This window comes from Patescibacteria group bacterium (genome assembly GCA_040390045.1).
Lineage (GTDB): Bacteria > Patescibacteriota > Minisyncoccia > Phycocordibacterales > SIBU01 > SIBU01.
This window is the reverse complement of record JAZJZC010000003.1, coordinates 1-26,951: the sequence shown is the minus strand read 5'-3', so window position 1 is coordinate 26,951 and position 26,951 is coordinate 1. Positions and strand designations below refer to the sequence as shown.

17 protein-coding genes are annotated in these 26,951 nt (G+C 43.0%); 2 read left to right on the top strand and 15 right to left on the bottom strand.

Annotated features, from left to right (window positions below; genetic code table 11):
- Positions 1-25 precede the first annotated feature (25 nt).
- From V4467_02935 to V4467_02920, 4 genes are all read right to left on the bottom strand, one after another.
- Positions 26-1,600 (bottom strand): hypothetical protein, encoded by a 1,575-nt coding sequence (locus V4467_02935; GenBank protein ID MES2087924.1) that lies wholly within the window; start codon positions 1,598-1,600, stop codon positions 26-28.
- 52 nt (positions 1,601-1,652) lie between these two features.
- The gene (locus tag V4467_02930) at positions 1,653-4,901 is read right to left on the bottom strand and encodes a hypothetical protein (GenBank protein MES2087923.1); all 3,249 of its coding nucleotides are present in this window, start codon (positions 4,899-4,901) and stop codon (positions 1,653-1,655) included.
- Between the two features lie 15 nt (positions 4,902-4,916).
- Entirely contained in the window at positions 4,917-7,400 is a 2,484-nt protein-coding gene (locus V4467_02925; GenBank protein ID MES2087922.1) for a hypothetical protein, read from the bottom strand.
- A gap of 83 nt (positions 7,401-7,483) precedes the next feature.
- Positions 7,484-8,455: a hypothetical protein gene (locus tag V4467_02920; protein MES2087921.1), complete on the bottom strand. Its 972-nt coding sequence runs from the start codon at positions 8,453-8,455 to the stop codon at positions 7,484-7,486.
- A 104-nt stretch (positions 8,456-8,559) separates the two neighbouring features.
- On the opposite strand from V4467_02920, the gene V4467_02915 reads away from it, so the two are divergent.
- On the top strand, positions 8,560-9,624 hold the full coding sequence (locus V4467_02915) for a peptidoglycan-binding domain-containing protein (GenBank protein MES2087920.1): 1,065 nt from the start codon (positions 8,560-8,562) through the stop codon (positions 9,622-9,624).
- Between the two features lie 4 nt (positions 9,625-9,628).
- Here the strand turns inward: V4467_02915 and rsmA are convergent, their stop codons facing one another.
- Positions 9,629-10,399 carry a 16S rRNA (adenine(1518)-N(6)/adenine(1519)-N(6))-dimethyltransferase RsmA gene (rsmA, locus tag V4467_02910; GenBank protein MES2087919.1) on the bottom strand — a complete coding sequence of 257 codons (771 nt, stop codon included), beginning with the start codon at positions 10,397-10,399 and terminating at the stop codon, positions 9,629-9,631.
- A gap of 120 nt (positions 10,400-10,519) precedes the next feature.
- On the bottom strand, positions 10,520-12,496 hold the full coding sequence (locus V4467_02905) for a UvrD-helicase domain-containing protein (protein ID MES2087918.1): 1,977 nt from the start codon (positions 12,494-12,496) through the stop codon (positions 10,520-10,522).
- 339 nt (positions 12,497-12,835) lie between these two features.
- Here V4467_02905 and V4467_02900 point away from each other — a divergent pair, with 339 nt between their 5' ends.
- A complete protein-coding gene (locus V4467_02900) occupies positions 12,836-13,852 on the top strand; it encodes a M23 family metallopeptidase (protein ID MES2087917.1) in 1,017 nt (338 codons plus the stop codon).
- Between the two features lie 103 nt (positions 13,853-13,955).
- Here the strand turns inward: V4467_02900 and V4467_02895 are convergent, their stop codons facing one another.
- From V4467_02895 to V4467_02855, 9 genes are all read right to left on the bottom strand, one after another.
- Positions 13,956-15,503 (bottom strand): YifB family Mg chelatase-like AAA ATPase, encoded by a 1,548-nt coding sequence (locus V4467_02895; GenBank protein ID MES2087916.1) that lies wholly within the window; start codon positions 15,501-15,503, stop codon positions 13,956-13,958.
- A 121-nt stretch (positions 15,504-15,624) separates the two neighbouring features.
- The gene (locus tag V4467_02890) at positions 15,625-15,987 is read right to left on the bottom strand and encodes a TraR/DksA C4-type zinc finger protein (protein MES2087915.1); all 363 of its coding nucleotides are present in this window, start codon (positions 15,985-15,987) and stop codon (positions 15,625-15,627) included.
- A 114-nt stretch (positions 15,988-16,101) separates the two neighbouring features.
- On the bottom strand, positions 16,102-17,823 hold the full coding sequence (locus V4467_02885) for an ATP-binding protein (GenBank protein ID MES2087914.1): 1,722 nt from the start codon (positions 17,821-17,823) through the stop codon (positions 16,102-16,104).
- A gap of 247 nt (positions 17,824-18,070) precedes the next feature.
- Positions 18,071-19,579, bottom strand: a complete 1,509-nt coding sequence (locus V4467_02880; protein MES2087913.1) for a HAMP domain-containing sensor histidine kinase — start codon at positions 19,577-19,579, stop codon at positions 18,071-18,073.
- A 45-nt stretch (positions 19,580-19,624) separates the two neighbouring features.
- On the bottom strand, positions 19,625-21,481 hold the full coding sequence (locus V4467_02875) for an aldehyde dehydrogenase family protein (protein MES2087912.1): 1,857 nt from the start codon (positions 21,479-21,481) through the stop codon (positions 19,625-19,627).
- A gap of 14 nt (positions 21,482-21,495) precedes the next feature.
- Positions 21,496-21,846, bottom strand: coding sequence for a hypothetical protein (locus V4467_02870; GenBank protein MES2087911.1), 351 nt, complete (start codon positions 21,844-21,846; stop codon positions 21,496-21,498).
- Between the two features lie 6 nt (positions 21,847-21,852).
- Positions 21,853-23,352 carry a peptidoglycan-binding domain-containing protein gene (locus V4467_02865; GenBank protein MES2087910.1) on the bottom strand — a complete coding sequence of 500 codons (1,500 nt, stop codon included), beginning with the start codon at positions 23,350-23,352 and terminating at the stop codon, positions 21,853-21,855.
- A gap of 144 nt (positions 23,353-23,496) precedes the next feature.
- Complete coding sequence (locus tag V4467_02860; GenBank protein MES2087909.1) at positions 23,497-24,396, bottom strand: hypothetical protein; 900 nt, start codon at positions 24,394-24,396, stop codon at positions 23,497-23,499.
- 176 nt (positions 24,397-24,572) lie between these two features.
- A complete protein-coding gene (locus V4467_02855) occupies positions 24,573-26,690 on the bottom strand; it encodes a polyribonucleotide nucleotidyltransferase (GenBank protein ID MES2087908.1) in 2,118 nt (705 codons plus the stop codon).
- Positions 26,691-26,951: the final 261 nt, after the last annotated feature.

Here is a 26,951-nt window from a genome sequence, read left to right as displayed (position 1 = left end):
TACCCTAAACCCTACCCCCTATCCCCTACTGCAAGGGTTCTCTGTACGGATCTGCAGAATAAGAACTTCCTGTTTTCTTTGCCGCGGTGACATCAGAAAGTTTCTGGTCAACGATGTTTGATGTTGGAGAGGTCACGATAGGCTTAGGGGTTTCTTGAGGTTTTGGTGCTGGAGGTTCAAATTGAAATTCCTGGCGCGGTGGTTGCGCGGGCGGTGCTGGAGGTGGAACAATTGGCGCGGGTATTTGAGGTTTAATTTCTACTGGTCTGCTCTCAACTTTTGGTACTGGCACTGAGACAGGCGTCATTTTTACTGTCGAAGGATTTTCGATTTCTCTAAGGATTTTTTCACGATCAAGGATTTCGCCGCCCTCTTGTTGAACAGCGATATTTTCAGTCTGAGCTTCACTTGTTTGGGCTAAGTCAATCGGGTTGTACGGATGAGGTTCTGGTTCGGTCGCTGGTGCAATTGATTTTGTCGCTACGGCAGATTGTGCGAGGTTTGCATACGAAGGCTCTTCCCCGTTCACTTGCTTTAACGCCTCGCGAATTTTCAGGAAAATTTCAGTGTTGATTTCTTGAGCGATAGGTCGAGTTTTTTCTTCGCCAATGCCGAGACGGCGGTTGAGTCGAGGAAGAAATTGATTGGGGTGCGTCATACCAAGAATTACCAAGCCGGTTTCTTCGGCTACCACTCCGAGTTTGTCGACATGAAGGCCGTATTTTATGCCAATGTCGAGCACTTTTTTAGCCGAGTCCATCGAGCGGAGCGCGGTTTTAAGTGCGAATGGCAGTTTATCAAATCTTGATTGCAAATCTTTTTCATCCAATTTACCGGCGAGCATTTTCAAGAATGATTCGGTTTGATTTTCCGACATCATTTCGGTCGGTGTTTCCATAAGTGGCGTGCGAGGTTTTATCGGTGCGGCCGAAGTGTTCGCAGAAGCCCCGACTGATCCACTTGGAGCACTCGAAAATTTCGAAAGTCCGGGAGAAGGAGCTCCTGAGAAAGGTTTGAGGTTAAGTACGGGTGCTACTGATTTTAGGTTTGGGAAGCGGTTTGGTTTTGGAGCAGTTGGCGCTTGAGTCTGAGGCATTTTATTTAACATGACCGTACGAGGCGGAGTCGGTAGTTGAGAATCGATCGATTGTTGTGAAGATCCTAAAGGTTGTGCGACCGCAGACTCTTCATCTTCTTTACTCTTTCCTTCTTCAAATGAAACGTTTACGTCAGGTAAATTTTTAGCAACAGCAGGAGTCATGAGAATCGGCAAGGCTTTCAATCCCAACGCCGGCAAGAGCTTCACAAAAATTTTCTCGTTGATAGTTGCTACAATTTCCCCCGCTTTTGCTAGGTTATCCTCATCATCCGCCAATTTTTCTTTCAACCCTTCCTCAAATTTTTCCACCGGTCTTTCTTTTGTGATCACTTGGCGAACCAGTTCACATACCTCACCAATTTCTCCCATGGTTAAATTAAAACCGTCCCCGGTATCACCAATAATAAAAAGTATAGAATAATCTTTAAACAGTTCTTGAGTTGCTTGAGGTAATTTACTCAAGATTTTTTCTAATTTTTGTTCTTGGTCTATGTAACTCATGGTGTTGTAATTTTCTTTGTCTCTGCTCTTAGAAATTTAACTACTCACTAGGTTATGGTGTAGCTTTTGGTAATCCCATCCTATTAAATCTACCCTCTAATCCTTCAGCAATAGCCGCTGCACGTTGTGCAGGATCTGTCCAATCAGTGAATTCAACCACATTTTTACTATCCGCTCGGAAAGCCTTTTCCAACCTCTCTCTCATTCGCTGGAATTCAGCATTTTCCATTTTCTGTCCAATATCCCATCCTTCCTTAGTTTGAATTAGTTTCCTGATGAGCTGTTGAGTCTCAACCGTCATCATTCTCTCTCCTTCCTCATTCTCTTTTAGAGCTTGAAAGGCTCCCTCCAAAAGGATTTTTACATCCACAGGATCCTTTTTAGCTGTTTCTCTAAGAACCTCGGCTCCCATAAGACGAATATTTTCGTACAATTTACGCAATCCTCCAGGGGTGTTTGCCGATTCAACAGCCGCTCTCCCGGCCAAAAAGTCTCGGGCTCGAGCTTCCCACAAATTATCTTTAACGGTAAGTTCAAAATTGCCTGTTCGCAACGCTTCGGCGCGCTCGTCATCCGTATTGCGGTACATAAATTCTCCGGTGATAGGATCTTTTTGTTCACGTAATACAGTGAGTAATTTAACCCAATCAGCATCTTTTATAGACCGAATATCAACACGGAATTGGTCTGTAAATCCCGAAGTTTTGTTGGGGTCGCGTATATTCTGGACGGTGCCCCATTTCATAATTTTACCAATAGCAGGTACAGCACGGAGAAGATTTCCCTCCTTTTCGTTTTTTCCCTCTCTTTTGAGTCGGTCCTTGGTACTTTGCGAAAGATGAGAGCTAAAGTTGACGATATTTAGGAGTTCAAATCCCTTATCTGACATGTATCGACGAGTTTTTGCATACACAGCGCGGAACGCATCGGTTTGTTTATATTCCGGAATTTCAAAAGTATCCCCAGAAGCATTTCCGTCTGCATCTAGAGTGGTTCCTTTGGCGATAACCCTTCCCTTGTTGTCTGTAATTACTTTTCCTGTGGCAGAATCAATTGCAAATTTACCTTCTCGAACTTCTTGCTCGTAGGCAGCTAATTTTTGATCAAACGCTTCGAGTTCATCAGAAGCTTTTTCACCATCTTCTTTCAGTTGATTAAAATAGATTTCAAGAAATTCATCCTTGTCTTCTTTTGTCCAACCGCCATCAGTAGATTTTATTAGTTCGTCAACCTGTCTTTCTGTCGAATAAGGTAGAACAGTTTTTATGACTTCTTCTTGGAGATGGACAAGACCTGTGGAGGGAAGCCGTGTTACGGCTGATTGAACCGCATCGAGCAGTATTTTTTTATTCTCATCCCTTTCCTTTTTTTGCAGATCTGCTACCCACTCATCTTCTGTCATTTCTCTCAGGCCCCCCTTTCCGTCAGGTTTGTCTGGAAGAACGGCTGGCCTGAAAAGAAATTTACCAGACGCATCTTTTGCTAACAGCTCACCCTTTGTTTTTGTTGCCTTCGGGTTTTTTATTTCACTTTGTAGCACAAGAGCGGCTCTCTTGACGTCGTTTGCACGTTCCACATCTTGTGCTTCATCACGCAAATGTTCGCTCTCCTCATAGGACTCGCCTACTGATTTTTCGCCACCAAATTTGGCTTTAGTTCCGAATAAGGCGCCGCCAGTTGTTTTCTCCCTAATAAAACTTCCCAGTTCGGTTGTACCAAAAGCGCTCCTTCCAAATTTTCTATCCCACTCGTTCATATCCATTTTCTTTTGAGCAAAATCGCCCTTAGCGGATACTTTTGCCGCATGTTCTCGTAAAGATTTTGCTGTGTCCTTGAAACCTAAAACATTCGCTACTCTACCCCCAATACCGCCCACGGCCCCAGAATAGGTTGACGAAACTGCGGTAATATACTTCCCTCTCGCCACACTTCTTCCGATAAACCCTCCCGCTGTTTTTCCAGCCTCAACAGCAAATTCGATTCCACCCGCTTCCATTTTTTTGGCGACGAGAATCGAACCAAGCATGAGTCCAATGAGTAGAATGAAGTTAAAGACAAAGGCGAAGCCGGCAGCGGAACCGGTATCAGATGCGCCATAAAATATAAGAGCAGAAGCTGACATAACTGACGCTCCAGTGTCTCTATTGTTGACCGAGACCACACTTGTAAATGCCGGAGATTGAATAGTTTTTATTACTACATAGGTTATCGCGAGGTAAATCGGCGCGAAAATTGACTGGCCAATCAATTTCTCTTTCCACTGGTCAGCATATTTTTCCGTTGAAGGTAGGACGAAAGCCAGGAAAGCCAACGGTGAGAGAATCATAACCATCATTAAATTGATCAGACGGACGATAAATAAGATTGCTGCCACAAAAAAGATGTACGAGGCAATCATCATGACCGCAATTCCAAAACCGCCAATGAGGATGACTTTAAAGGCGTCTATTATTCCACCACTATAGTCTGCCGCTAAACCAGCAATTCCTCCCGCCTGCCCTCCAGGAGTTTGAGGTTGGAAGAGAGTTTGAATTTTCAAGCCTTCCATAAAAGCTCCAGAAAGACTTGTGGTTGGAGGTGTACCCGTGGAAGTGCCAGTAACGATGAGGTTGTAGAAATGAATCGCGACGATGTTTGAAGCATCAATGACAGTTTTTGTTATAAAAAGACTGAAGTTCATTAAAAGCGCCACGATGACGAGGTGCACAATAATTTCCTTGGTTTTTCCCGAGATCAGTCCAAGAATCGTACCGATTGCTACCCACAAGAGAATAAATATGAAGAAAATGTTGGCGAGATCGCGGAAAATTCTCCACCCAATATCAACCACAGGAACATGGTTTAACAGATCAGCAAGGTTGATGGTGTAATAGACCGACATGTCCAAAATTTTTCCAGACAACCAGAGTATCCAGGAGAAAATCCACATGATGATATACATAACACTGGCGGCGCAATTTTCTAGGTGTAAACCTCCAGCTAATCCAGCTGTTGCGGCAAAAACAAAACAGCTCGCGAACTGCATAACCGCTGGTGTAGATTGAGAATTATTTGCACCTCCCACGGTGTTTGATCCCGCGGCAACAGCCCCCTGACTGGTTCCGCTGTCGGCGCGCACGCCATCTCCTGGTTGAAAATCTGGAAGAGTTGGAAGATTTGGTGAAGTTAGGCCACCTGTATCTCCCCCAGTATCAAGAGGAATATCGATGAGTTGGCCAAACACCCTTGAACTCCCCATCGGTGAAAACGACGCGTAGAGTGTGAGGGTGACTATGAAAAATGAAAGTAAAAATTTCCGCATGCTTTTGTGACCAAACTACTCGCTACACTTTATATTAAGCGGCGTTACTTGTGTCCAGGTTTCATCGGCACTTATAGTCGTAATCAATCGGTATTGCGGTAAGCTCGAGTCGTCACAAGCACTGAGCGTCGGCGGTTTTATGCTGTAATTTATAAAGGCCCCATTGTCCGCAGTAATATTTACAGATTGACCACTTTCCATGGCGGAAGCGTTAAAAGGACCCTTTGCCAATCCACTCGCCGGCTGTTGAATGTCAGCAGAGAAACTTTCAAAGACTGATCCGCCGGCGAAGGCTTCGCCCACATATGACCCGTTGAAATATTTTTGAAGCGAGGTTTTGATAGTAATCGTTTTGTCGAGACGAGAAGAGAAACCAACACTGATATTTGTCGGCTGAGATTTGCTTAGCAGGACCATATCTGAAATTGCATTATCGAAAGAAACAGTAGCCGATTGTGGGCGCGATAGCGTAACTTGGGACAGCCAGAGGAAGGTTGGTCTTGATATTGCCAAGGCATTTGCGGAAATCGGATTTTTGAAAGTGATGGTGAAATCATTGTTGGTTCCAGAAAGAGTTGCTACTTCGACCCCGCCGATCCTAATAGAGTACGAACCAAAAGAAGGGTTTGATGGAATTGTAAACTCGAAGACGTTTTGACCAGCGTTTACTTGATTTAGTGAAACAGCTACGCCCGACTGACTGTCTGGGAGTAAGGAGAATCTAATTGTGTGGGCACCAGTAGTTCGTCCGTCTACTATCGACTTAACGGTAATGGTTTCTATCTTCTCAGTTTGATTTAAGGAAGCGGTCCACCAATGCGGCGCGGGGCCACCGTATGTGAGTGCGCCAATTTGGCCGAAGACGTTTTGTGGCCCATACAATATTCCTTCGTCGGAACGATAGACGAAGGACTGATTAAGTTTCGCGGTGTAGAGAGAAATTTCTCGGTTGGCATTATTATTTGCCGGTGGTTTTGCTGGAGTGATAACAGGAGCGGTAACCTCACCTTTTGGAGTTATTTGATCAACAAATTTATCAACCTCTCCGCCGATCGGCGTAGTAATATCGACGAATTGGCAGAAGTTGGCCGTCGCTCGGTAATCAGCAAGAGTCCATGGTACGTCACCAGTAGCAGAAGTTTTTGAAGTCAATTGGTCGCCACCTGTACCGTTCACTTTTACCCACACTCTTGCGTCGTTTGGTTTTGTGCCGTAGACGTTTGCCTTAAATTGCGTACAAAACTCTGTTGGTGTCGGACCGCCCGTAACGGTAGGACAATCACTTGTTTTTGTTGGACAGGCTGTTGTGGCGGCAGTTCTTCCTCCACCAATTGTATTCATGTACAAACCAACTTGAAGACTTTGAGCCTGATTATTTGCATTAGAAACAGTGGCCGGAGTCTGTTTTAGACCAAGATCAACTGCTGACGAATATCCACCAGAAGCGGAGCGAGAGTCGCTTGCGCCGGCCAGTCCCCCAATGCCACCCATAACCTGACTGATCATTTGTCCAACTAGTGCATTTAAAATAGCGTCGATATCTTTAGCCAACCCAATATTTTGGAGCGGTTGGATGAGTGTTGCGTTTAGCTGACCCTCGATGATCGAACCGGGCGTTGTGATTTTTCCAGTTGCTGGATCAACCGAAGAAAGAAAACCTCTGCCAAAATCAAGTTGGGTTTTCAGGGCAAATTGCTGACCGGCAATCTTAGCGTCGATTGACTCCACACCCTTGAGATATGCGCCGTAAGGATTATTTTGCGGGGTCTGAGTAATTTGAAGCCAGTTATCCCAACCATTTTTTCCGAAAACTCCCTTGGTGAAAGCGTTCTGAACATTTTTTTGGATATCTGAGAGTCGACAACCGATCTCTCGAAGATTCGGTCCTTTAGAATATTGTAAATTGAGTGAAAGTCGCACTTGTAAGTCAAACGGTCCGCAGAGAATTGCCCCGATGGGGCCAAGTCCTCGTATGTAGCTACCGATTGCTTGATCGGCAACATCAGACATAAAACCCTGAATGTTGGTGACGTATTGTGGACTGCCTTGGAAACCACCATTGATCCAATTAACTGTTTGAGCGGTAAATTTGGTGAGAAGGGTTCTCGCCATGATAGTGACGATCGGTTCAATAATACAGCGCTTGATGCTCAAGCCTGTGGTTTGGCTGTTAGTTCCAGAATTTATCGTTGCATCAGCCTTGACGAGTGACGTGATGGCGGTGGTTTGGCCTTGAATCATGGCCGCTACCCCAGCGTCACTCGTTGGAACTGAGGTAATTTTGTTGGCGGTTGCTACGCCGCTTGCGCTGGTCATGGCGCCGGTACCTACCGCGGTTGCCGCCACTGTGGTTCCTGTACTTTTAGTTTTGCTGAGCAACATTCCAGCGATACAGTCTGTCACCCCTGCTTTTGCCTGAGTCGGAAACGAAAAGAGCGTCGGTCCCGCGATGAGCGAAACGATGAGGATTGAGAGCGTGGTGTTTTTAAAACTTTTCATATTGAAATGCTCCCGTTTTGTTCACATTCTTATGTGAGAACAAAACGCAGTCCTGTGGATGCCGACTGAATAAGTCCTACTAATTATATCGTATCGAAGAATTGATAACCACTGTCTGTTGATTGAAAAATAATTCCCGCCGAATCAAAATAACTTTTAAACGATCTGATTGCATTTTGAAAACCGTCCGCGTTGTCTGAATAGGCGGTAACTCCCGGCAAGGCTTTGAGTGGATCAGATAAAACATATTCCAAGCCAGTGATGCTCCACGCCATGGCTGTTGTGGCATTTATGAGTAACAAATGATTTTTCAACGCGCTTTTCGGTACAGTTACCTTGATCAAATCATGTTCAATGCGTTTATATTCAGCAATCAAAGGTTCAAGCTTTTTTAATTCCTCGGGGTCGTTCTTTGTTTGGGCTCTATCCACAATGGCAATTTCAAACTCAAGTTTTTGAGGGGGCTTTTTGGTCAGAATGCTGGCAATAGTATTGCCGTAAGCTCTAATTTTTTCAGGAGTTTCTTCTGCATCAACTTTTACATCTTCAGAAGTGTAATTCTTAATTTTTTGAGCGTCAATTTGTTGCTGAATAGTTTGATTCAGAAAATTTTCGTAATCGGCTTCTGTCGGAGGAGTGTCAGATTCCCCAGCTGCAATTATTTTTACAAAAAGTTCTCGAGAGAATTTGTCGGTTTCGGAGAGGTCAGATTCTGTTTCAGGATTTATTTTGGCGGTTATCGTGTCGGTGTCGAGCTTATCATTTGGCCCTGCCTTCAACGGGTCACGCCCAGTTTTAATTTCTTCTCCATCAAGCGCGCCATCACCATCCGAGTCAGGATTTTTCGGATCAGTTTTCCATAGCTGTTCTTCCCAATCTTTTAAACCATCTGAGTCGGTATCAACTGCCAGCATTTTTGATTGAATGGTACTTTCATCGAGTGAGCTGGTATAGGTGGTGGATTTTGAGAATTTAATAAAAACCACAACTAAAAGAGCGACAATAGAAGCTAGTACAACGATGATTACGATAGTTTTTTTGTGTACACTTTTCATTTATATACAAAAGTTCCAGCAGGTTCAGAGTCCCTCCTTTCTTTAGCAGAAAGTATACCAAAAAAATAGCAACATTGCTTTTCCTCCATGATATAATTGTGTATATGATTTCGGTACAACAACAGCAGACAGGTAGCACCCTATTTTTCAAAAGTTTTTTGGTGGCAGTATCCATTTTCGTACTCTCAATTCCAGTTTTGGCCGAGGAAATTTCCACTTCCTCCTTTTATCGAAACCTTTCAGTCGGTTCTCAGGGCGCAGATGTTGTCGCGCTTCAAAAAATGTTAAATACCGATGTTGAAACTCAAGTTTCTGGAAGCGGTATCGCTTCAATCGGTTTTGAAACCGACTATTTTGGTTCAAAAACCTTTGATGCGGTGAAGCGTTTCCAGTGGAAATATCGAGATGAAATTTTATTTCCAAACGGGCTCTCCCAGGCCACTGGTTTTGTGGGAGCCGCAACACGAAAAAAACTTTCTTCATTACAAAATATTTCTACTCAACAAAATCTTCCTGTCGTCACGTCTCCTGTGGTTCCAACTCCTGTACAACCTGAAGTTACTTTTCCAGGAACCCCTGCCACTGAACTCATTACCCCAAACCCCGAAACGCCTTTAGACAAAATTGTTTTCGATGAGTCTGCCCTTTTTGCCGCTCTTGATAGGGTTGGGGCAAAACAGGGGTATACTAAAGATGCGCTCACTTTTGCCAAGGAGCAGGTCAAAAAAGAGATCGATTTAAATCATCCAGAAAAAAAATTTATTGAGGAAGTTCAGAAAAGTGGCGTTGAAATTCACGGCTTAAACACCTCATCAAAAGCTGGCCCCGGCAGTTTCTTGGGTTTCTTTAAAAATATTGTTGGACTTTTCGCTCCCGAAAAGGCTAATGCACTAACGACGGGTCTACCCTTTGGTGCAAGAATCCTATTTATTCTCCCCTGCACTTGTAGCGGTAATTGGCTGATAACCCTAACTCCCTTGCCTCCAGAATACCCTGCGCTTTTAACATATTATATGGGTACCCAGATGTATATGACCTACAGTTTGCCATTTTCGTTAAACGCTGTTGGGGCATATACTCCAGCGTCGACGTGTCTGATGATCGCTTACCCTTCGTGCTATTCACTGCCACAGGAGGGTTTGATTGGTGGAGTGACAGGCAGTAGATAATATTTTAGATATTCTTTGTTAGATAAAGCCAGTCTTTTAAACTCAGTTCTTCTGGCCGAGCTTTTGCCTCGATGCCACAGGCTGAAAGTGTCTCTGCACTTACACCGAGTGTGCCGGTGATCATTTTTCTTTTTTGACCGAAAGCTTTTTTGGCTAGCGCGAAAAGTTTTTTTTCTTGTTCGGGGTTTTCAAAATTGTTTCGGGAAATGTTTTCAATGGCGAGGATTGCTGAGTCGACGTTTGGTGCCGGACGGAAATTCCCTTTTGTTACTGTGGCGATGTATTTCGGTGTGCCGTAGGCTTTAACCCCTAAAGAAAGCAAACTTTCTTTGCCATCTCTGGTCACGATTCTTTCCGCCACTTCTTTTTGAATTAAAATAACAATTTTATTTGGTTGATGTTCGGTTTCTAAAAATTTTCGGATGAAAACACCGGTGATGTAGTAGGGAATGTTGGCCACTAGTTTGTAGTGGGTAGTATGTAGTGGGTAGAGAGAAGAATCAAAATCTAAGATGTCGCCTTCGATGAGGGTCAGGTTGCCCGAGGCAATCTCAACGGCGAATTTTTGCTCAAGAACTGGAATGAGTCGGCGATCTTTTTCAATGGCCAACACTTTTGCTCCAGCTTGTAGAAGAGCTTCAGTTAAAATTCCTGTACCTGGCCCAGCTTCGAGCACCGTCTCCCCTTTTTGTATTTCTCCAGCAAGTACGATGTCGCTGATGGCTTTTTTTGAGTGGAGAAAATTTTGACCTAATGATTTTTTAGCGTAAAGCATACTAATCAACTAATTATACTAATACTACTAATAACTGCGAATAAAATCCCACAACCAAGCATTGGTAGTTATTTGTAGATTCGCATTCATTCGTATATTAGTATCAGCTACCTGGATTTCCTAATCCAGGTAAATTATTTTACCTCCTCCTGCAAATGATTCTTCCTTTTCTGACAATTCTTCATCGATATCAAATACAAATTCCGACGGCACATTGATTTGTTTTGAACCGAAAATCGTTCGGATACTAGCGTATGAAAGATACAATTTTTTCTTAGCTCGCGTCAAAGCGACATAAAACAATCGGCGTTCCTCCTCTTCTTGTCGCTCATCAACCTTGCCGGCACTCATTTTTTTGTGCGGAAATAAATCCTCTTCAAGTCCGGTGATAAACACATATTCAAACTCTAATCCCTTGGCCGCATGCACCGTCATTAGTTTGATGGCATCTCTTCCCTTCATCATTTCATCTTGATCCGATGCTAGCGCCGCCTCCTCAAGAAATTTTAGAATACCATCTTCGGGTTTTTCATAGACATCGTACTTGGTGGCAAAGGTTACAAGCTCCCGGATGTTTTCTAAACGCTCTTCATCGTCGTTTCCACCATTTCTCAATTCTTGCTCGATGCCACTGGCACGGATAATGTGTTTAATGGTTTGTGACGGTTTTTCTTTAGCCGCAACTTCCCTAATCTCCCCTAGGATTTTTCTGAAAGCCGTTACTTTTTTTAGAGTATTGGCCGGCAAGGTATTTTCCTGGCCAGCAAAAATTTTTAAGACGGTCACCTTACCGAGTCCTCGCGGTGGAACATTAATAATTCTTTTGATATCAGAAAGACCTTCTTCATTTAAAGAGGCTTTGAGGTAAGAAATAATATCTTTCACCTCCTTTCTTTCAAAGAAACGAATTCCCAAAACTTGATACGGCAAGCTCAAGCTCAGCATTCCTTCTTCAAGCGCTCGTCCCTGAAAATTGGCTCTATATAAGACTGCAATTTCAGATGGCGAGGTCCCATTTTCAATCAATTGCCGAGATTTGGTAGCTACAAAACGAGCTTCGTCAGTTTCGTCGTAGGCTTCAAAAATTCCCACTTTTTCTCCTTCGCCGTTTTTAGTAAATAGATTTTTGTCTCTCCTCACTTTATTTTTAGCGATGACGCGATTGGCCGCGGTTAAAATAGTCTGGGTTGAACGATAATTTTCCTCGAGCATCACCATCTTGGCGTTTGGGTAATCTTTTTCGAAACCCAAAATATTTTTGATGTCTGCCCCGCGCCAACTGTAAATTGTCTGATCGATGTCCCCCACCACACAAATGTTTTTGGTTTTTTCAGCTAAATATTTAGCAATGAGATACTGAACCTTGTTGGTGTCCTGGTATTCGTCGATGTGAATGTATTGCCAGGTTTTTTGGTAGTGCGATCGCACGGCCTCGTTGTCGCGGAGTAATGTGGCTGTTTTGAGCAACAGGTCATCGAAGTCCAGCGCTTTTTCCTTCGCCAAGTTGGCTTCGTACCGTTTCCAGACTGACAGTGCCACGGTCGGGATGTATTCGTTGCCAATTTTTTCCTGAAATTTTTCGACGGTGATGCCCGAACCTTTTTCTCTGCTGATGAGGTTTTGGATTACCGCCGGGTCAAAGCTTTTTTTATCAACGCCTGCCTCATCCATTGCGTCTTTGATGAATCTCATGGAATCTCCTTTGTCGAGAATGGTGAAATGGAGTGGAATGTTGAGCAGTCGGCAGTTTTCACGCAAAATTTTCACGCCTAGGGCATGGAAGGTGCAGACAAGAGGAAGGTTCGTGGTTTGTGATCGGTAGTTGTTAGAAGAATCGAAACTCGAAACAGGAAAATTGAGACTTTTGTCTTCCGCCAAGAGCTTCATCACTCGCTCGCGCATCTCTTTGGCCGCTTTGTTAGTAAAAGTTACAGCAAGAATATTGGAGGGAGCTACACCTTGAGTGATCAAGTGAAGAATTCTGTGCGTGATGGTCTTGGTTTTGCCAGCTCCCGCTCCGGCAATGATGAGTAATGGCCCTTCGGTCTGAAGTACAGCTTCTTTTTGTTGAGCATTTAGTCCTTCGAGGTTGTTCATTGAGACAATACTATAGCATGAGAGACGAGTTAGGGATGAATGTTGTCTGGAAATTTTGCGGCAAAATTTCCGGGACTAATTTTCTCGTTTTGGCTTACAATTTTTCTAAAATTTTGCTCCCAAACGTTATCCCCAGGGTGTCTTTTTATCAGTTGACTTCGCCCCGCCAGGGTTTATAGTAGTATGCAAGTGCCGATATGGGAGATTTCCTTTTAGTGGCTAATTAGAGCCACTTTTCTGTAAGACCGCCAGATTAATCATAGAAATAGGCTTATTTTGAAAGACTCCCACAAACCTCTCGAGCCAAATTCGAAAAAATGGCTCAGTAGAGGCACAAAATTGCTAATTCAGGCCCTTTTTTATACAAGGCTGTTTAGTATTTTCATCTCTTTAAGTCTCCCAACCTTTGCGTATGCGGGGATTTTTTCTTTTGTTTCAAATTTATTTACTGACACCGCCCAAGCTCAGGTTGCTACGGTGGCAACTTCACAGAACATTTCTTTGCTTCAAGCGACTATCAGTTCCAATCCAACTCTTGCCAAAGGTGGTGGCGACATCGTGGTGGTAAGTGACACTGCGCTCCTTTCGGAAACCGGTCCATCAGGTAGTATGGCGGATATCGACGAGGCTCATTCAGACCAGATCAGCATCTATGTTGTTCGTCCAGGCGACACTCTTTCTCAGATTGCCAAGATGTTCCGCGTTTCAGTCAACACGATTGTTTGGGCTAACGATGTTACTCCAAGCAGTTTAAAAATTGGACAACAGCTTATTATTTTGCCTATTTCTGGTACTCAACACACGATCAAGGCAGGCGACACCCTAAAAAGCATTGCGGCAAAGTATAAGGCGGACATTGAAGAAATTAAGCAGTTCAACAACTTGAAAGATGGAGAAGCTTTGGCTGTTGGTGGCACTTTGATCGTTCCCGATGGTGAAGTGGCAACCGTTAAGAAAGTTACCGGTACCACTCCAACTTCCAAACCAAGAGGCACAGGAGGTCCAAGTTTGGATGGTTATTATGCCTCCCCTCTTGGCGCATACGTAAAAACTCAGGGTATACACGGATACAACGGTGTTGATTTGGGAGATCCCGTTGGCACCCCAATTATGGCTGCCGCTTCTGGAGAGGTCATCATCAGTAAAAATTCAGGTTGGAATGGAGGATATGGCGAGTATGTGGTTATTTCACATCCAAATGGTACTCAAACGTTGTATGCGCACATGTCCAGCGATATTGTTGCTCAGGGGACGCATGTTAATCAAGGTCAGGTTATTGGTTTCGTAGGGAATACGGGAAAATCAACCGGGGCACATCTTCACTTTGAAGTCCGAGGAGCCAAGAACCCGTTTTAAAAATCTTTCTTAAGATTTTTACCCTGAGCGAGTCTTCGAGTCGAATGGGTAAGATTCCTGCAAACCCCGAAAGGGGCTTTTTCTTTGTCTTGATTCCGCCTCACTACGCCAGCTGCTTCGGGCGATATTGGAGCGCTTCAAGTACGTGATTCTCAGCTATTTTTTCGGAGCCGTCGAGATCGGCGATAGTTCGAGCTAGTTTAATGACGCGATGGTAGGCTCGTCCAGAAAGACCGAGTCGCTCAGCCAAAGTGTTTAATATTTTTGTGACACTCTCATCAAGATCAATGATTTTTGAGATGTCTCGCGCCGAAAGGTCGCTATTGGTATCGATGGCTCGGCCATGTGCCTTGAACCGCGCTTCTTGGATTTCTCTAGCTTTAATGACCCTTTCTCTGACTGCCGCTGTACTTTCAGAGCCGGATTTATTCGAAAGAGTCTGGTGAGAAATTCTAGGAACTTCAAGCCAAATATCGATCCGGTCGATAATCGGTCCGGAAATTTTATCTTTGTAACGCTTGAGAATAATCGGAGAGCAGATACAATTTTTTTCCGTTGAGCCATTATTCCCGCACGGGCACGGATTCATGGCGGCAATTAAAATAAATTTTGCCGGAAAATGCACTGTACCGCGCGCTCGAGAAACGCTCATTACCCTTTCTTCCAAAGGTTCACGAAGGGCATCTATGGCGCGACGTTCAAATTCCGCAAATTCGTCGAGAAACAAAACTCCGTGATGCGAAAGGGTCACTTCGCCGGGTTTTGGTGTCGATCCACCACCAACCAGTGAAACGTAGGACGCGGTGTGGTGCGGTGAACGGATCGGCGGCTCGCTCAGCATGTCGCCTTTTAAAATTCCGGCGATAGAATGAATGGCGGTGACATCAAGTATTTTTTCAAAAGAAAGTGGTGGCAAAATATGACAAAAGGCCTTGGCGAGCATGGTTTTGCCGGTGCCTGGTGGCCCAAACATGGCAATGTTGTGTCCTCCTGCCGCGGCAATTTCCAATCCTCTTTTTGCTGTTTCCTGGCCCTTGATGTCTGAAAAATCAACTTCGTAATTTTGAGATTTTTTCGCAATCCGCGTGGTTTCCTGAGGCTGCAAACTTTTTCCTACCCGATCTGGTTCAGCGTCGGTTGCCAAGTGTTCCAGAATTTGCGTTAAGTTGTTGATCCCAAAAACGTTAATTCCTTCGATGAGCGCCGCTTCGCGCGCGTTTTCCTCGGGTACATAAATTTCTTTGAAACCTTCGTCATGTGCCTTTCGAGCCAGCGGCAACACTCCGTGAATTTTTCGTAACTTTCCATCCAAAGACAGTTCACCAAGAAAAATTTTGCCTTCCGGTTCCAGTTTAATTTCTTCCGAAGCAGCAAGGTAGGCCAAAGCTATCGCCAGATCAAAAATCGGCCCTTCTTTTTTCACATCCGCGGGCGCCAGTGAAATTGTCACCTTCTGGTTTTTTTGTTTGGGAGAAGTGAAGCCGGAATTTTTGATGGCGGCGGCAACACGATCACGAGATTCTTCCACACCCTTGTCGGGGAGGCCGACTATGGAAAATGAGTGTAATCCTTTAGATAAATCTATTTCTACTGAAATGATCTGAGCGGAGAGTAGGGTTGTTTGGGCGCTGTAGACCTTGGCGAAAGACATGGGAATGAAATCCGAAATTCGAAGCACGAAATTCGAAACAATATCTAAATTCTAATTTTTAAAATTTTAAACATTTAGATTTTCGGGGTTTGTTTCGGATTTCGGATTTGGTGCTTCGAGTTTATTTGATGTGCTTCAAGCAGGTAGTCGCCGCCGGATTGGCATCAAGTCTTTTGATTTCAATCGGTTCCCCACTCACTTCACAAGTTCCGTATGTTCCAGCTTCGATTCTTTCTAGTGCGCGCTTGATTTCATTAAAACGAATTTCTAGTTGTTTCAAAATTCCTGTGTTTTCTTCGTAGGATTCGATACTGTCAGCGACGTCATTTGAGTCGGATGCAAGCGTGTCCATTTTGTCAGGCATCGCTTCCCAGTCAGCCGGGTTCGAAGGATTTTTTCGGCCTATGGTATTTAATTCTTTCTCGACAACTGCTAATTCTTTTGTTAATAATTCTCGATATTTTTTTGTGTCTATGTTTTCCATATCCCTATGATACCAATAAAGATCGTTCTCTGTCACTCAGACTATTATTGTAACATTAATTGTTATTTCTTAACAACAATTATAGCAAGTAACCGGTTGCTCGTACATATTCTGTTATCCCCTTCTCGCTCCCACCCTTACTTTCATTCCCCCTTCTCCATTACTCTCAACTGAAATTGTTCCTCGATGTGCCTGCACAATAGTTTTGGCAACGAGAAGTCCAACGCCCATGCCGAGCGGATTAACTTTTTTAGCTTCTTTTGAACGGAAGAAGCTTTCCTTGAAGATTCTGGAGCGGTCTTCTTTGGTCAGCAGTATACCGGTGTTACTGATTTCCAACTGCAATTGAGATTTCTTTTCGCTGGTTGAAATGTCGATAGTTCCGCCATCGATATTGTACTTGATGGCGTTGTCGAGAATAATAGAAAGGGAGTCTCTCATTCGGGCAGGATCAACTGAAACGGTTGGCCAAGGATCGTGTTCTCTAAAGTTAACGCTGATTTTACGCTTTATGATTTCAGGGGACATTTCCTGTAGTAATTCTTCCAAAATCTCTTTGAGATTCGTGGGTTCCAGAGAAAGGATTTGAGTGCCAATTTTTAATTGCGAAATATCGAGGAAATTGTTGAGAGTTTTGATCAATTTCTCAGAACTTTTGCCAATGTTGGCAATGACACCAGCGAATTCTCCTGAGATGTTGCCGTAGAGTCCGTTGAGGATTGAATCGGTGTACCAATGAATTTGGGCTAGCGGAGTGCGAAGATGGTGTTGGGTGATGATAATAAAATCGCTTTTGTTTTGATCGAGTTTTTCCAGCTCCCCATGGGCTTTTTTCTCGACTTCCAACGCATGCCGAATGGTGAGGGTTTGGGCGGAGACTTTTTTCTCCAAATTAGTATTCAGGTCTTTGAGTTGTTCGCGTTGCTCTGCTTCGCGCTTAACACCTCGAATTAGAATTGTTCCAAAAATGAAAGCGGGGATAAGGGTAATAGAGGTAATGACCCTAACGTATTCTGTTGGTACAAAAAGAATTGAGGCAATAAGGGCCAAAAGACCTGCAACAAGAGCTTGGGCTCCGAGAAGTTTGGCGTTAAAGGTTTCGAATTGGACTATCATGTACGCCAAAAGTCCTAAAAATAAAAGCATTCCCGGTGTGCCCCAAAGGTTGAATTCATAAATTTTTGTTATCTCACCCAAGAGATTTGAAAGAAAAAATGACGTTAAGAAAATTGCCAGTCCCGAAGAAAGAAAGATAATTTGCCTTTTGAATAGTGATTCTTGCGTTTTGCGATATGCATCAAAACCCATATATATTATGAGAACAATGGCTGCCGGCTCCAGTGCATATATAACATTCCACAATGGTCCAGTAATACCCTCGCAATCAATGATGTTATATAGCGGTATATTGAATTTTGTAGGAACTAAAATAATTGTAATCAAACTCAAAATAAATAATAAAAATTTTCCAGAAAACGGAAGATCCTTTTTGTTAAAAAAGGTATATGAAAAGTATAACGCCATAAGAAAAAATCCAACTTCAAAAACTGCTGTAAGTTGCCACGCAAGCATCATGATCGTATGGTAGGGCGAAATCCATTGAACTAAAATATTTAAAATCCAAAGAACAAAAAATACCGTAAGGCTGAGAAGTGTTCTGCTTTGTATAGACCGCTGACCATTTAGAAAAACGTAAAATCCCAGAAATGTCGCAATAAAAACAATCGGCACATAGGAATAGTATAAAAAAGCCGGTCCCGCTAGTACAAAAAAATTTCCAAGAAAAGCTGTTTGTTGCAGATTACAAACAAAAGAACCCAGTGTGGTTAAAGTCATCGCTGAATTTTAATTACTTCACAAAATTAGTAACTTCAAAGTTTCTCTGTTCCACAGTTTGATAAAAAGTGATTGATACAGAAATAATAAGGCTAATTACCAGTATCAAAAGAAGCATCTGATTTTTTTGACCCATCGTTTTTGTTGTTAACCTACAACAATTGTAACATATCGATCCCGTCTGATCCAGATTATATTGTAGTAACAGTTCTGATATTTACCCTAGGTAAAATTCAGCAAGGTTATATCAAACCATTCTAAACTCCACAAAAAACGTCGAACCTTGCCCAAGGCCTGGAGATTCTACCCAGATCCGCCCACCATGCGCTTCTATCATCTCGCGTGCCACATAAAGCCCGAGTCCAGTTCCAAGAATATTTACCTTCGAAGCATCCTCCGCTCTGCTAAATTTTTGGAACAAATGAGGAATAGTCGTAGCGCGAATACCAACACCAGTATCTTTAATTGTGAGGATTGCCTTCCCAGAAGCTTTATCGGCTGTGAGAGATAAATTTATACTGCCTTTCGGGGTGTACTTGATTGAGTTATCTAAAATATTTCCAACAACTTGTTTAAGTTTACCGCGGTCACCATTAATATTGACTGTATCTGGTGAACATTTGCTGGAAATTGAAAGGCCCTTTTTCTCAATATTGGGTTTAGCTTCTGTGTAAACCTCCTGGACTAAGGCGCATAGGTCAAAAGTTGTAAAATCATATTTCATTTTTCCTTGTTCAATTCTCGATACATTCAAAAAGTCATCAACAACAATAGCCAAGGATTGACTCGAGCGAAAAATAACATCGATTGGTTCATTGAGCTGCGCTGGAACTTCACCATAATCACCCTCTATCATAAGTGAGGCGTAGCCCTTGATCGAAGCCAGTGGACCTCTTATTTGATGTGTTGCTAGAGACACAAACTCTGATTTTAATTGATCCAACTCTTTCAGTCGGTCGTTTACTATTTCCAATGCCAACTCCTGCTTTCTCCAAATGTAAATTAAGACGACTGCCAAAGTTAGAATAATAGAAACTAGAAAAGCAATAAAGGCCAAAAATGGATATAGTGTTTGCCCAGTTACAGCAAAAAAATCGTCCGCCTTGATGTCTGTGCCGAGAATCGCAACAGTATTTCCGTTATCATCCTTAATCGGAGCATAACCAGTGAGGACAGTTCCATATTCGTCAGTATACAAATCTTTTACCGTAATTGGCCCACCATAGGCTTGCTCAGTTTCTGGAATGTCCGCGGCTTCAGGATAGGGCTGTCCTGGCCACTGAAGTTTATCTGGACCATCTGGTTCAATCTTTCCGTCTCTATTTACATCAACATATATTGAGGGGTCACCACTCATATTTGCAAAAGGATTGAGAGAATCAGCATCTGCAACGAACTCCATCTTGTTTGGGTCGTCCTTTGTTTTTCGAAATATGTACATGAAGACAATACTTTCGTTGCTGTATTTTGCCTTCTGCATTTTACTAACGACACGCGCCCACTCTGGTTTTTGCCAATCGTCTTCTACCCGAAGAGCTTCAATATCTTTTGCGTCGATATTGGCAGCTTCTGTAATAGATATCGTTAAGAGACGTTCCCGTAGATTTTCTGTAATAAGAGTTACTGTATGCTGATATAGAAGCCACGATGCTGAAATCGCAATCATCACAGTCGCAAGGGCGAGGAAGCTTGTGATCCAGATCAATCTCCTTGGTTTTTTATTTTTAGTCGGCATATTGGTTTTCTTGAAAGACATGCGGTTATATACTCCTACAGATTATTACACTAAATTGTTATCTTGTTAAATATCAAGTAGCTCGAGTATTTTTTTCGAGTTTGTCTGCCAGAGAAACAGAGAGAGTCGAGGTCCAAATTTTTTACCCAATAAAAGCTCGTAAACATGTTGAAAAAAAACGCGTTGGTAAATTCGATTACTGGTGGTTGAAGTGGTTAGTTCTACCGATAGTCCATAAAGTTCGTTGTGGAATTTTTCGAAAGTTGTTAGGGATTTATTAAGAAGTTTTGTTCGCAAGGCTCGTATCATGTCAATATCCTTTAGGTTTAGCTTCGCAATATACTCTAAGTTTGGTTTTTCGAGCAAGTAATACATTTTTTCAGGATCAGCTTCAACATATCTTAAATCTTTAGTATTCACCTTATACGCCTCCAGATCTATGTACGTTATACCTGTTGTGGCTTTTTGAGTTTGCGTCGGTGTTGAGACTTTCAATCTTAGTAATTTGTCGACATTTTTTTGATGCACTTCAGTAAAGTGACCCAAACTAGATTTGTTGTCTTTAAAGGACTTGTCATTAAAAAATGGTTTAACAATCCATTCATAGATATCTCTTTGTGGAAGTGTTGGTTTGGAAAAAGTTCGTTCGTTTATGCTAAGACTTGAAGCACCTGATCCATATCCTCCGTACGGTTTTGTTCCCCGCTCTTGTCCATGTGCATGTAAGTGAGTGTTATGAAGAACAGACTTTTTATCATGAAGAACTTTCCCTTCAATGGAACGGCCAATTAAATTTTCTATATACTCGCTTTTTCCATACACGGAAATATACATTGCGTTTTGCGCATACTGTGAATCTTCAAAATAACAAGCCAGCTCAGGGTCACTCTCATACTCTTGTACAAAAATTACGGGTGCAAAAATTTCATTGAAGTTTCCCCCTTCTCTGAGTGGCTTGCAAATAATGGTAGGTTCTAAAATAGCTTCACGGGAGCGAATGGTTCCAGGTGTTGACTTATCAATCCACGCCCGTTGCTCAATAAGAAAATTTTCTATTCTAACTAAATCTTGCGGGTCACTTATCGGTCCAATTCTACAGGATCTATCACTGTATCTACCAACTTTTACTGACTGGAGTCTGTTTCGAAGTATGTTGAGAAAAGCAGCCAATACATCTTTATGTACAAGGATAGAGTTGGGGGCAGCACAGTCTTGTCCTTGATTGTAAAGTTGAAGGACAAGAACCGCCTCAACCGCCTTCGAAAGATTAGCACTTTCGGTAACTATTAAGGGGTTATGGCCTGCACCATTTGAAATAAACAAGGTTCGCTTGTCGAAAATTGATCGTAACTGATCTGCGTGGGAAGGTGTGCCAGTAAAAATTACAACATCAGTAACCGGTATGTTTTCTTTGGTGTTTGGATTTACACGTAAAGCAGATCGTTCACGTAAAAAGTCTGAACGCTGTTTGTCGGAAACAATTATGTTCGGAAATAATCCCTGTAGATTAAGGAACCTAAGCAGTTTAGGGAAAAAATGCCGCATGCTGTGAGGGATTCGAAAATGTACCGCACTTGCCATAAATGAGGGTACAACAACAAAGCACATAAGAGCATATAAAGGTTGATTTCTGGGTAAAAACGCGGCAACTTCACCAACACGCAAAACAAAATATTTTTTATTCTCTTTCAGATTTCGTAATAAATCTAGTACACGCGAAGTTTCATCCTCAACGACCTCATAACTTTCATACTCCAATAATATTTGAGCTAGATCCTCAAAATGATCCTCGATGTAATCTGCCAAACGTTTAGACTGGCGTTCAATTCTTGCAAAATTAAGAGGCTCGTATTTTACAAACTTTCTGGATAAAGAGGGGGGAGTTTTTTTATTTTTTAAAACCTCGTGTAACTGCTCTGTCATAAACTTTTTAGTTTTCAGACTCCGGTTTTAAAAGGAAATTGCATCAGGAAGATGCCTACAAGAACGAGCCCTATTCCAAGGTATTGATATGGTGAAATTTTGCTCCACTCATTAAAAAAAATGAGTCCGACTGTAATTGTTGTCACGGTGAGAAGAGAGTCAATTGTAGCTGAGCTTATTGCTACTCCTACCTTTGACACAACCAAACCAAAAGTTATAAAAACAAAAGGAGAAATAAGTATCAGAAGAAGAAGCCATAGTGAAAATTTATTTTCCTTGCTCGCCCAAATCGCACTGGCTGAATTTGCAAAAAGTGCAACAATGACCGCACCAATAATATAAATCCAAAGTTGGAGTTTTTCCATAAAAAATTAATTTGACGTTGCCTTCCCTACACCCGTAAACGTACCCCCGCTTACACTCACCGGAGAGGCGCTGAAAAACGGCGAGCCGCTATCTCCATCTGGTGAGCCGTCGGAAGTGATAAAGACAGAATTACCTGAAGCACCCGTATTGCCTTCAGGAAGAATTGAAACATAAAAACCGAAACTATTTCCCAAAAGAGCGATATCATCTGTCGTGTGAATATCAAATTTAATAGTCCGATTGACCGCGCTTGGTTTGATATTTCCTTGCACGTAGAGCTCGAGCGACTGACCTTTTGGAATAACGATTGGCGGATCAAAAACCGATGTGAACATCCTACCATCTATTTCCGTTGGGTACGAAGTTTCATGTACGACTGTCACGACATGATCGACATCGTTGCTTCCAGAGGTACCTGAATTTTCCCAACCGATCGATGAGAGACTGAGATCTTCTTGTGAATCTGCCGTGATCCGAATTCCAGAAAAGCGGACATTGGTATCATTGATGTAGCGGGTAGTCGCCACTGTAGGATCAAAAGAAGATAGCGAGGTGTAGGCTGTGCCAATGACCAGCGTAGTGTTTACGTTTTGACTAGTGCCCCTGACTGGAAGAGAGCCTACGACTTTTACCGAGGTGTTGATGGCATCAATTTGCAATATCGGTGCCTGACCTTCGTAATTGGTAAGGTCACTTTCCATGTTTCCCGTTATGGTAAAGGTTTGTGAGGTGTGAGCAGGAACAACAAACGGGTCGCCCAAGACAACTTTGTGATTTGAATTCAAGCTTCTTGCCATTCCAATTTGATTGCCGTCTGCATCATTGAGTGCAATTGAATAGAACACACCGTCTTCGCCAGGTCCTGTGCGCTCTACTGTCACGTTATTGACTGTCACGTCTTCACTGCCTGCGGTCAGAGTAAAATTGGTAAATGGCACACCGCCGGCGTTTGCTGGCGCGATGGTGTTAGCAGGTTGAGCTGGTGCAGTGACGGTTAAAATATTTGTTTCGACAGCTATCGTTGTGGCCGTCTTAGAAGAATCCACAGAAGTGAAAGCTCCCGCTACTTGTCCTGTGCAAAGTGCATTGAGTTTAGAGCGAGTCGCCGCGGCTACTGCGCCGGTACCTTTCGAGAGACCGTTGGGTGTCAAAATATCCGCTGAATATTTTTCTTGAAATTTTATGACGGCTTGTTTGGTCAGCGCTCCGAAATATGTCCCCTCTTTGCCGACTGAGCCACTGCCCGTGAGCGCGACGGCTGTTTCTGGATTACGATTTAGAAATTGCTGGAGTTTTAGAACGTCAGTGTTGGAACTTCCCAATTTTAAATTTTCCTTCCAAACGTATGGGCAGGGCGAACTTGAAATATTTGCTGCAAAAGTGGAGATTGGAAAAATGCTAGAAACGAGAATCATCAGAAAAAAGACGCCAGCCGTTTGTACCCGAGTTTTTTGAAATGGGTTGTCGCTCTTCTGAACACTGTGATTGTCGCCGAGTGTTTTCATACCGAAAAGTAATTGTAGCACAAAATCACCTGTCAATGTCACGAAATCCCACTTCAACGGCTTCAATATTTCGACCAATCCTATTGAGGCACTTAAGAAAATTGCCGCCGCGACGGAGTCGCGGCGGCAATTTTCACCTTACTATTATTGAACAAGCTTATTTTTCAAAAGTCTTGAAGTAACCTGCTCAAGCGTATCGGCATTAGTGGTGATAATAATGGTGTTTTTATCCGGAAAAGAGTACAGGAAGTTGATTGCCCCGTTTGCTCCTCGCAACACCCGCGCGTCCCGATTTTTAACCACTGCGTCTTGGAATCCAGAAACCTTTTGCAACAGGGCGGTACTCGTTGTCGCCGTACTTGCTGTGTCAGGATAGATGAAAAATGCACCCAAATCTTCTTTGAGATTCTTTTCCCACGACAACATCCCCGCGTACGCATTTTGATAGTAGCTCGTTTTCAATACAAGAAAAAATTGTTTTTTATTTAACACGTGAATCCCGAACATGTAGTCTGAGTCAAGTGATCGCGTAAGCTCGCTTGGAGCGTGCGATTGTAATTTACTGAGAAATTGTTCAACAGGAAGTGGTTGAGCCGTTTCAGTCTTATCTTCTGTCATCACGATGGATTCAATCGCTGAAAGATTTGAACTGGCCGAGCCTCTTTCCTGTAGTAAGGTTTTTATAATCTGATCTCTCGAGAGACCCGTGACATTTAGATTTTTTTGACTATCCGCCAAAAGCACCGGCCGATAGGTGTTGTTTTCGGTAACCGGTTTATCAGACGATTTGAAAAAGTATAGACTTGAGAGAAGGCCGACGCTCACAAGAAGCAATCCCACAATTCCGACTATGAGAAGAATGTTATGTTTCGGGGCCTCCGGTTCCATGCCAACGTATGGCATCGTGCTTCTTTTATTGCTTTCTGCGATGGCGATTTTCGTCAAGGAACCATTTCCTTCCTGTATCATTTGCTCGACATCACCTTGGAATGTTCTCAAAGCTTTCGGTCCAGAGTTTTTTTCAGATTCGTTAGTTGGAGGCATGGCTACATTGTCGCAAAATTAGAGAGTCTGGGCAAACAAAATTAAATACGAAATTCGAATATCGAAATCCGAAACAATATTTAAGCACTAAATTCAAAATCCTAAACGGCCCGAACTTTACTTTCCCGATTGACTTCTTTCTCGAATTTCGAATTTAGTGCTTCGAATTTATTTCATCAAGCAGCTTTGCGCTTGATGAAATTGGGATCCGCGTCTTTAATCGAAAGTTTAATGCGATCTCGTTCATCAATTTCTTTAACAACCACCGGAACCACATCTCCTTCTTTGAGAACGGAATCAACTCGATCGATGCGGAACGTGGCGATTTCTGAAACATGAACCAAGCCTTCAGCTCCGCCGCCGATTTTCACAAAGGCCCCGAATTCGGCAATTTTAACAACCGTACCCATGAAACGCTCACCTTTTTTGTACTCGTGGGTCATGTCCTCGATAATTTTCTTGGCATTTTCCGCCGTGCCGTTTTTGCCGGTGATAAAGACCGTTCCATCGTCTTCAATATCAATGCCATCAACACCCGTGTTTTCCTTGATTTCGTTAATCGTCTTGCCTCCAGTTCCAATAACCAAACCGATTTGGTCAGGTTTAATTTTGAGAACCAAAATTTTTGGCGCATTCGGAGAAATGTCCGCTCGTGGAATTTTTATTTCAGTTTCAATGGTTTCAAGAATTTGAAATCGAGCGAGTTTAGCTTTTTCAAACGCTTCTTCAAGAATGTGCAGTGGAATGCCTCCCACTTTTACATCCATTTGCACCGCGGTCACACCTTTCTTTGTCCCTGCCACTTTAAAATCCATATCGCCGTGGTGATCTTCTGGTCCTTGGATGTCAGTGAGAACTTTGTACTGTTTCGCGTTTTTCATCATTAACCCCGACGCAATTCCTGCCACTGCTGCCGTGATCGGTACGCCTCCGTCCATGAGTGCCAGGGTTGAACCGCAAACACTACCCATCGAAGTCGAGCCGTTTGAAGCTAGCGCCTCAGACACGAGGCGAATAGTGTAGGGAAAAGTTTCTTTCGAAGGCAAAATTGGAAGCAGGGCTTTTTCCGCAAGAGCACCGTGACCAATCATTCGTCTATTAGTGGAACCAATGCGTCCCGTTTCGCCAGAAGAAAACGGTGGAAAATTGTAATGGTGCATGAAACGCTTTTTTTCCTGCGTATTCATACCTTCTATTATTAAAGAATCTCCCGGGCCGCCGAGCGTCAGTGCTGACAAAATGTGTGTTCCTCCGCGGTAAAAGATACCTGAGCCGTGAAGAATGGGTGAAACGCCCCCAGCTTGAGCAAAGAGCGGTCGCAACTCGTCCATACCTCGCGCATCTGGTCGGCGGTTATTCTCAACAGCCTCGGTGTGAATCAATTCATTTACTTTTTCTTCGAAAATAAAATCACCGAAACTCAGTTTAGCTTCAGGTAATTTTTCTTTGAGCAGGGTCATCCATGTCGATTTCAATTCATAAATACTGGCGTTTCCGGGTTTTCCACTCATCACAAACTCGGGAAGTTTTTTGGTAATTTCAGCTTCAAAGAGTTCGGTTATTTCTTTTGGTATTTCTGGAGCGGAGATTTCTTTTTTGGGTTTGCCAATTTCGGCAATTATTTTTTCTTGGAATTTCTGGAGCTTTTCGATCTCATCAGAGGCTTTTTTGAGGGCGGAAAGCAAAATTTCCTCGCCGATTTCTTTGCCACCAACTTCAATCATGTTGATGTTGCCATCTTTACCACAGGCGACAACATCGCCATCGTAATTTTCTACGTCGCGAATTGCATAGACAGGATTGACTGAGAATTCATTTTTGCCTTTTTCCATACCGATACGAATTGACGAAACTGGTCCATTCCAAGGGATATTAGAAACACCTAACGCAAGCGACGCGCCGAGCACCGCCAAAACATCTGGATCATCTTGATCAACTGAAAGCACCGTAATCACCACTTGTACTTCATGTCGAATGTGTTGGTCAAAAATTGGTCGGATAGTTCGGTCGACAATTCTTCCCGAAAGAATCGCTTCTTCTGAAGGTCGTCCTTCGCGTCGCATAAATCGGCTTCCAGCAATTTTTCCTCCAGCGTAAAATCGTTCCTCAAAATCAACCGTCAGTGGGAAAAAATCACTTCCCTCTTTTGCATTCTTCGACATACAGGCAGTCGCAAGAATAACTGTGTTGCCGTAGCGCAACATCACCGATCCATTTGCCTGTTCGGCAAGGTCGTTAAATTCAGCAGTTAACGTTTTTCCACCAACTTCAATCGAGTATTCTTTTTTCTTCATTGCGTTGAGAGACCTACAAACTTGCCCCGTAGTGAATTCACGGGGACCCCAACTTGTTAGAATTTAACTCTTGGCACTACTCTCGATTATCAAGAGGAATATCAAAAATTGAATTCTACTACTGGGGTTTTAGATTTCGTCCCGAAAGTATTGAGGGACAAAAACTACATATTCGGAGGCCTCAGTTATTTGTAATGGTTTTAGTGTAGCAGAATCGGGATTATTTTCAAAAGTTTTTTTGAAAATAAAATTCCCCGCCGC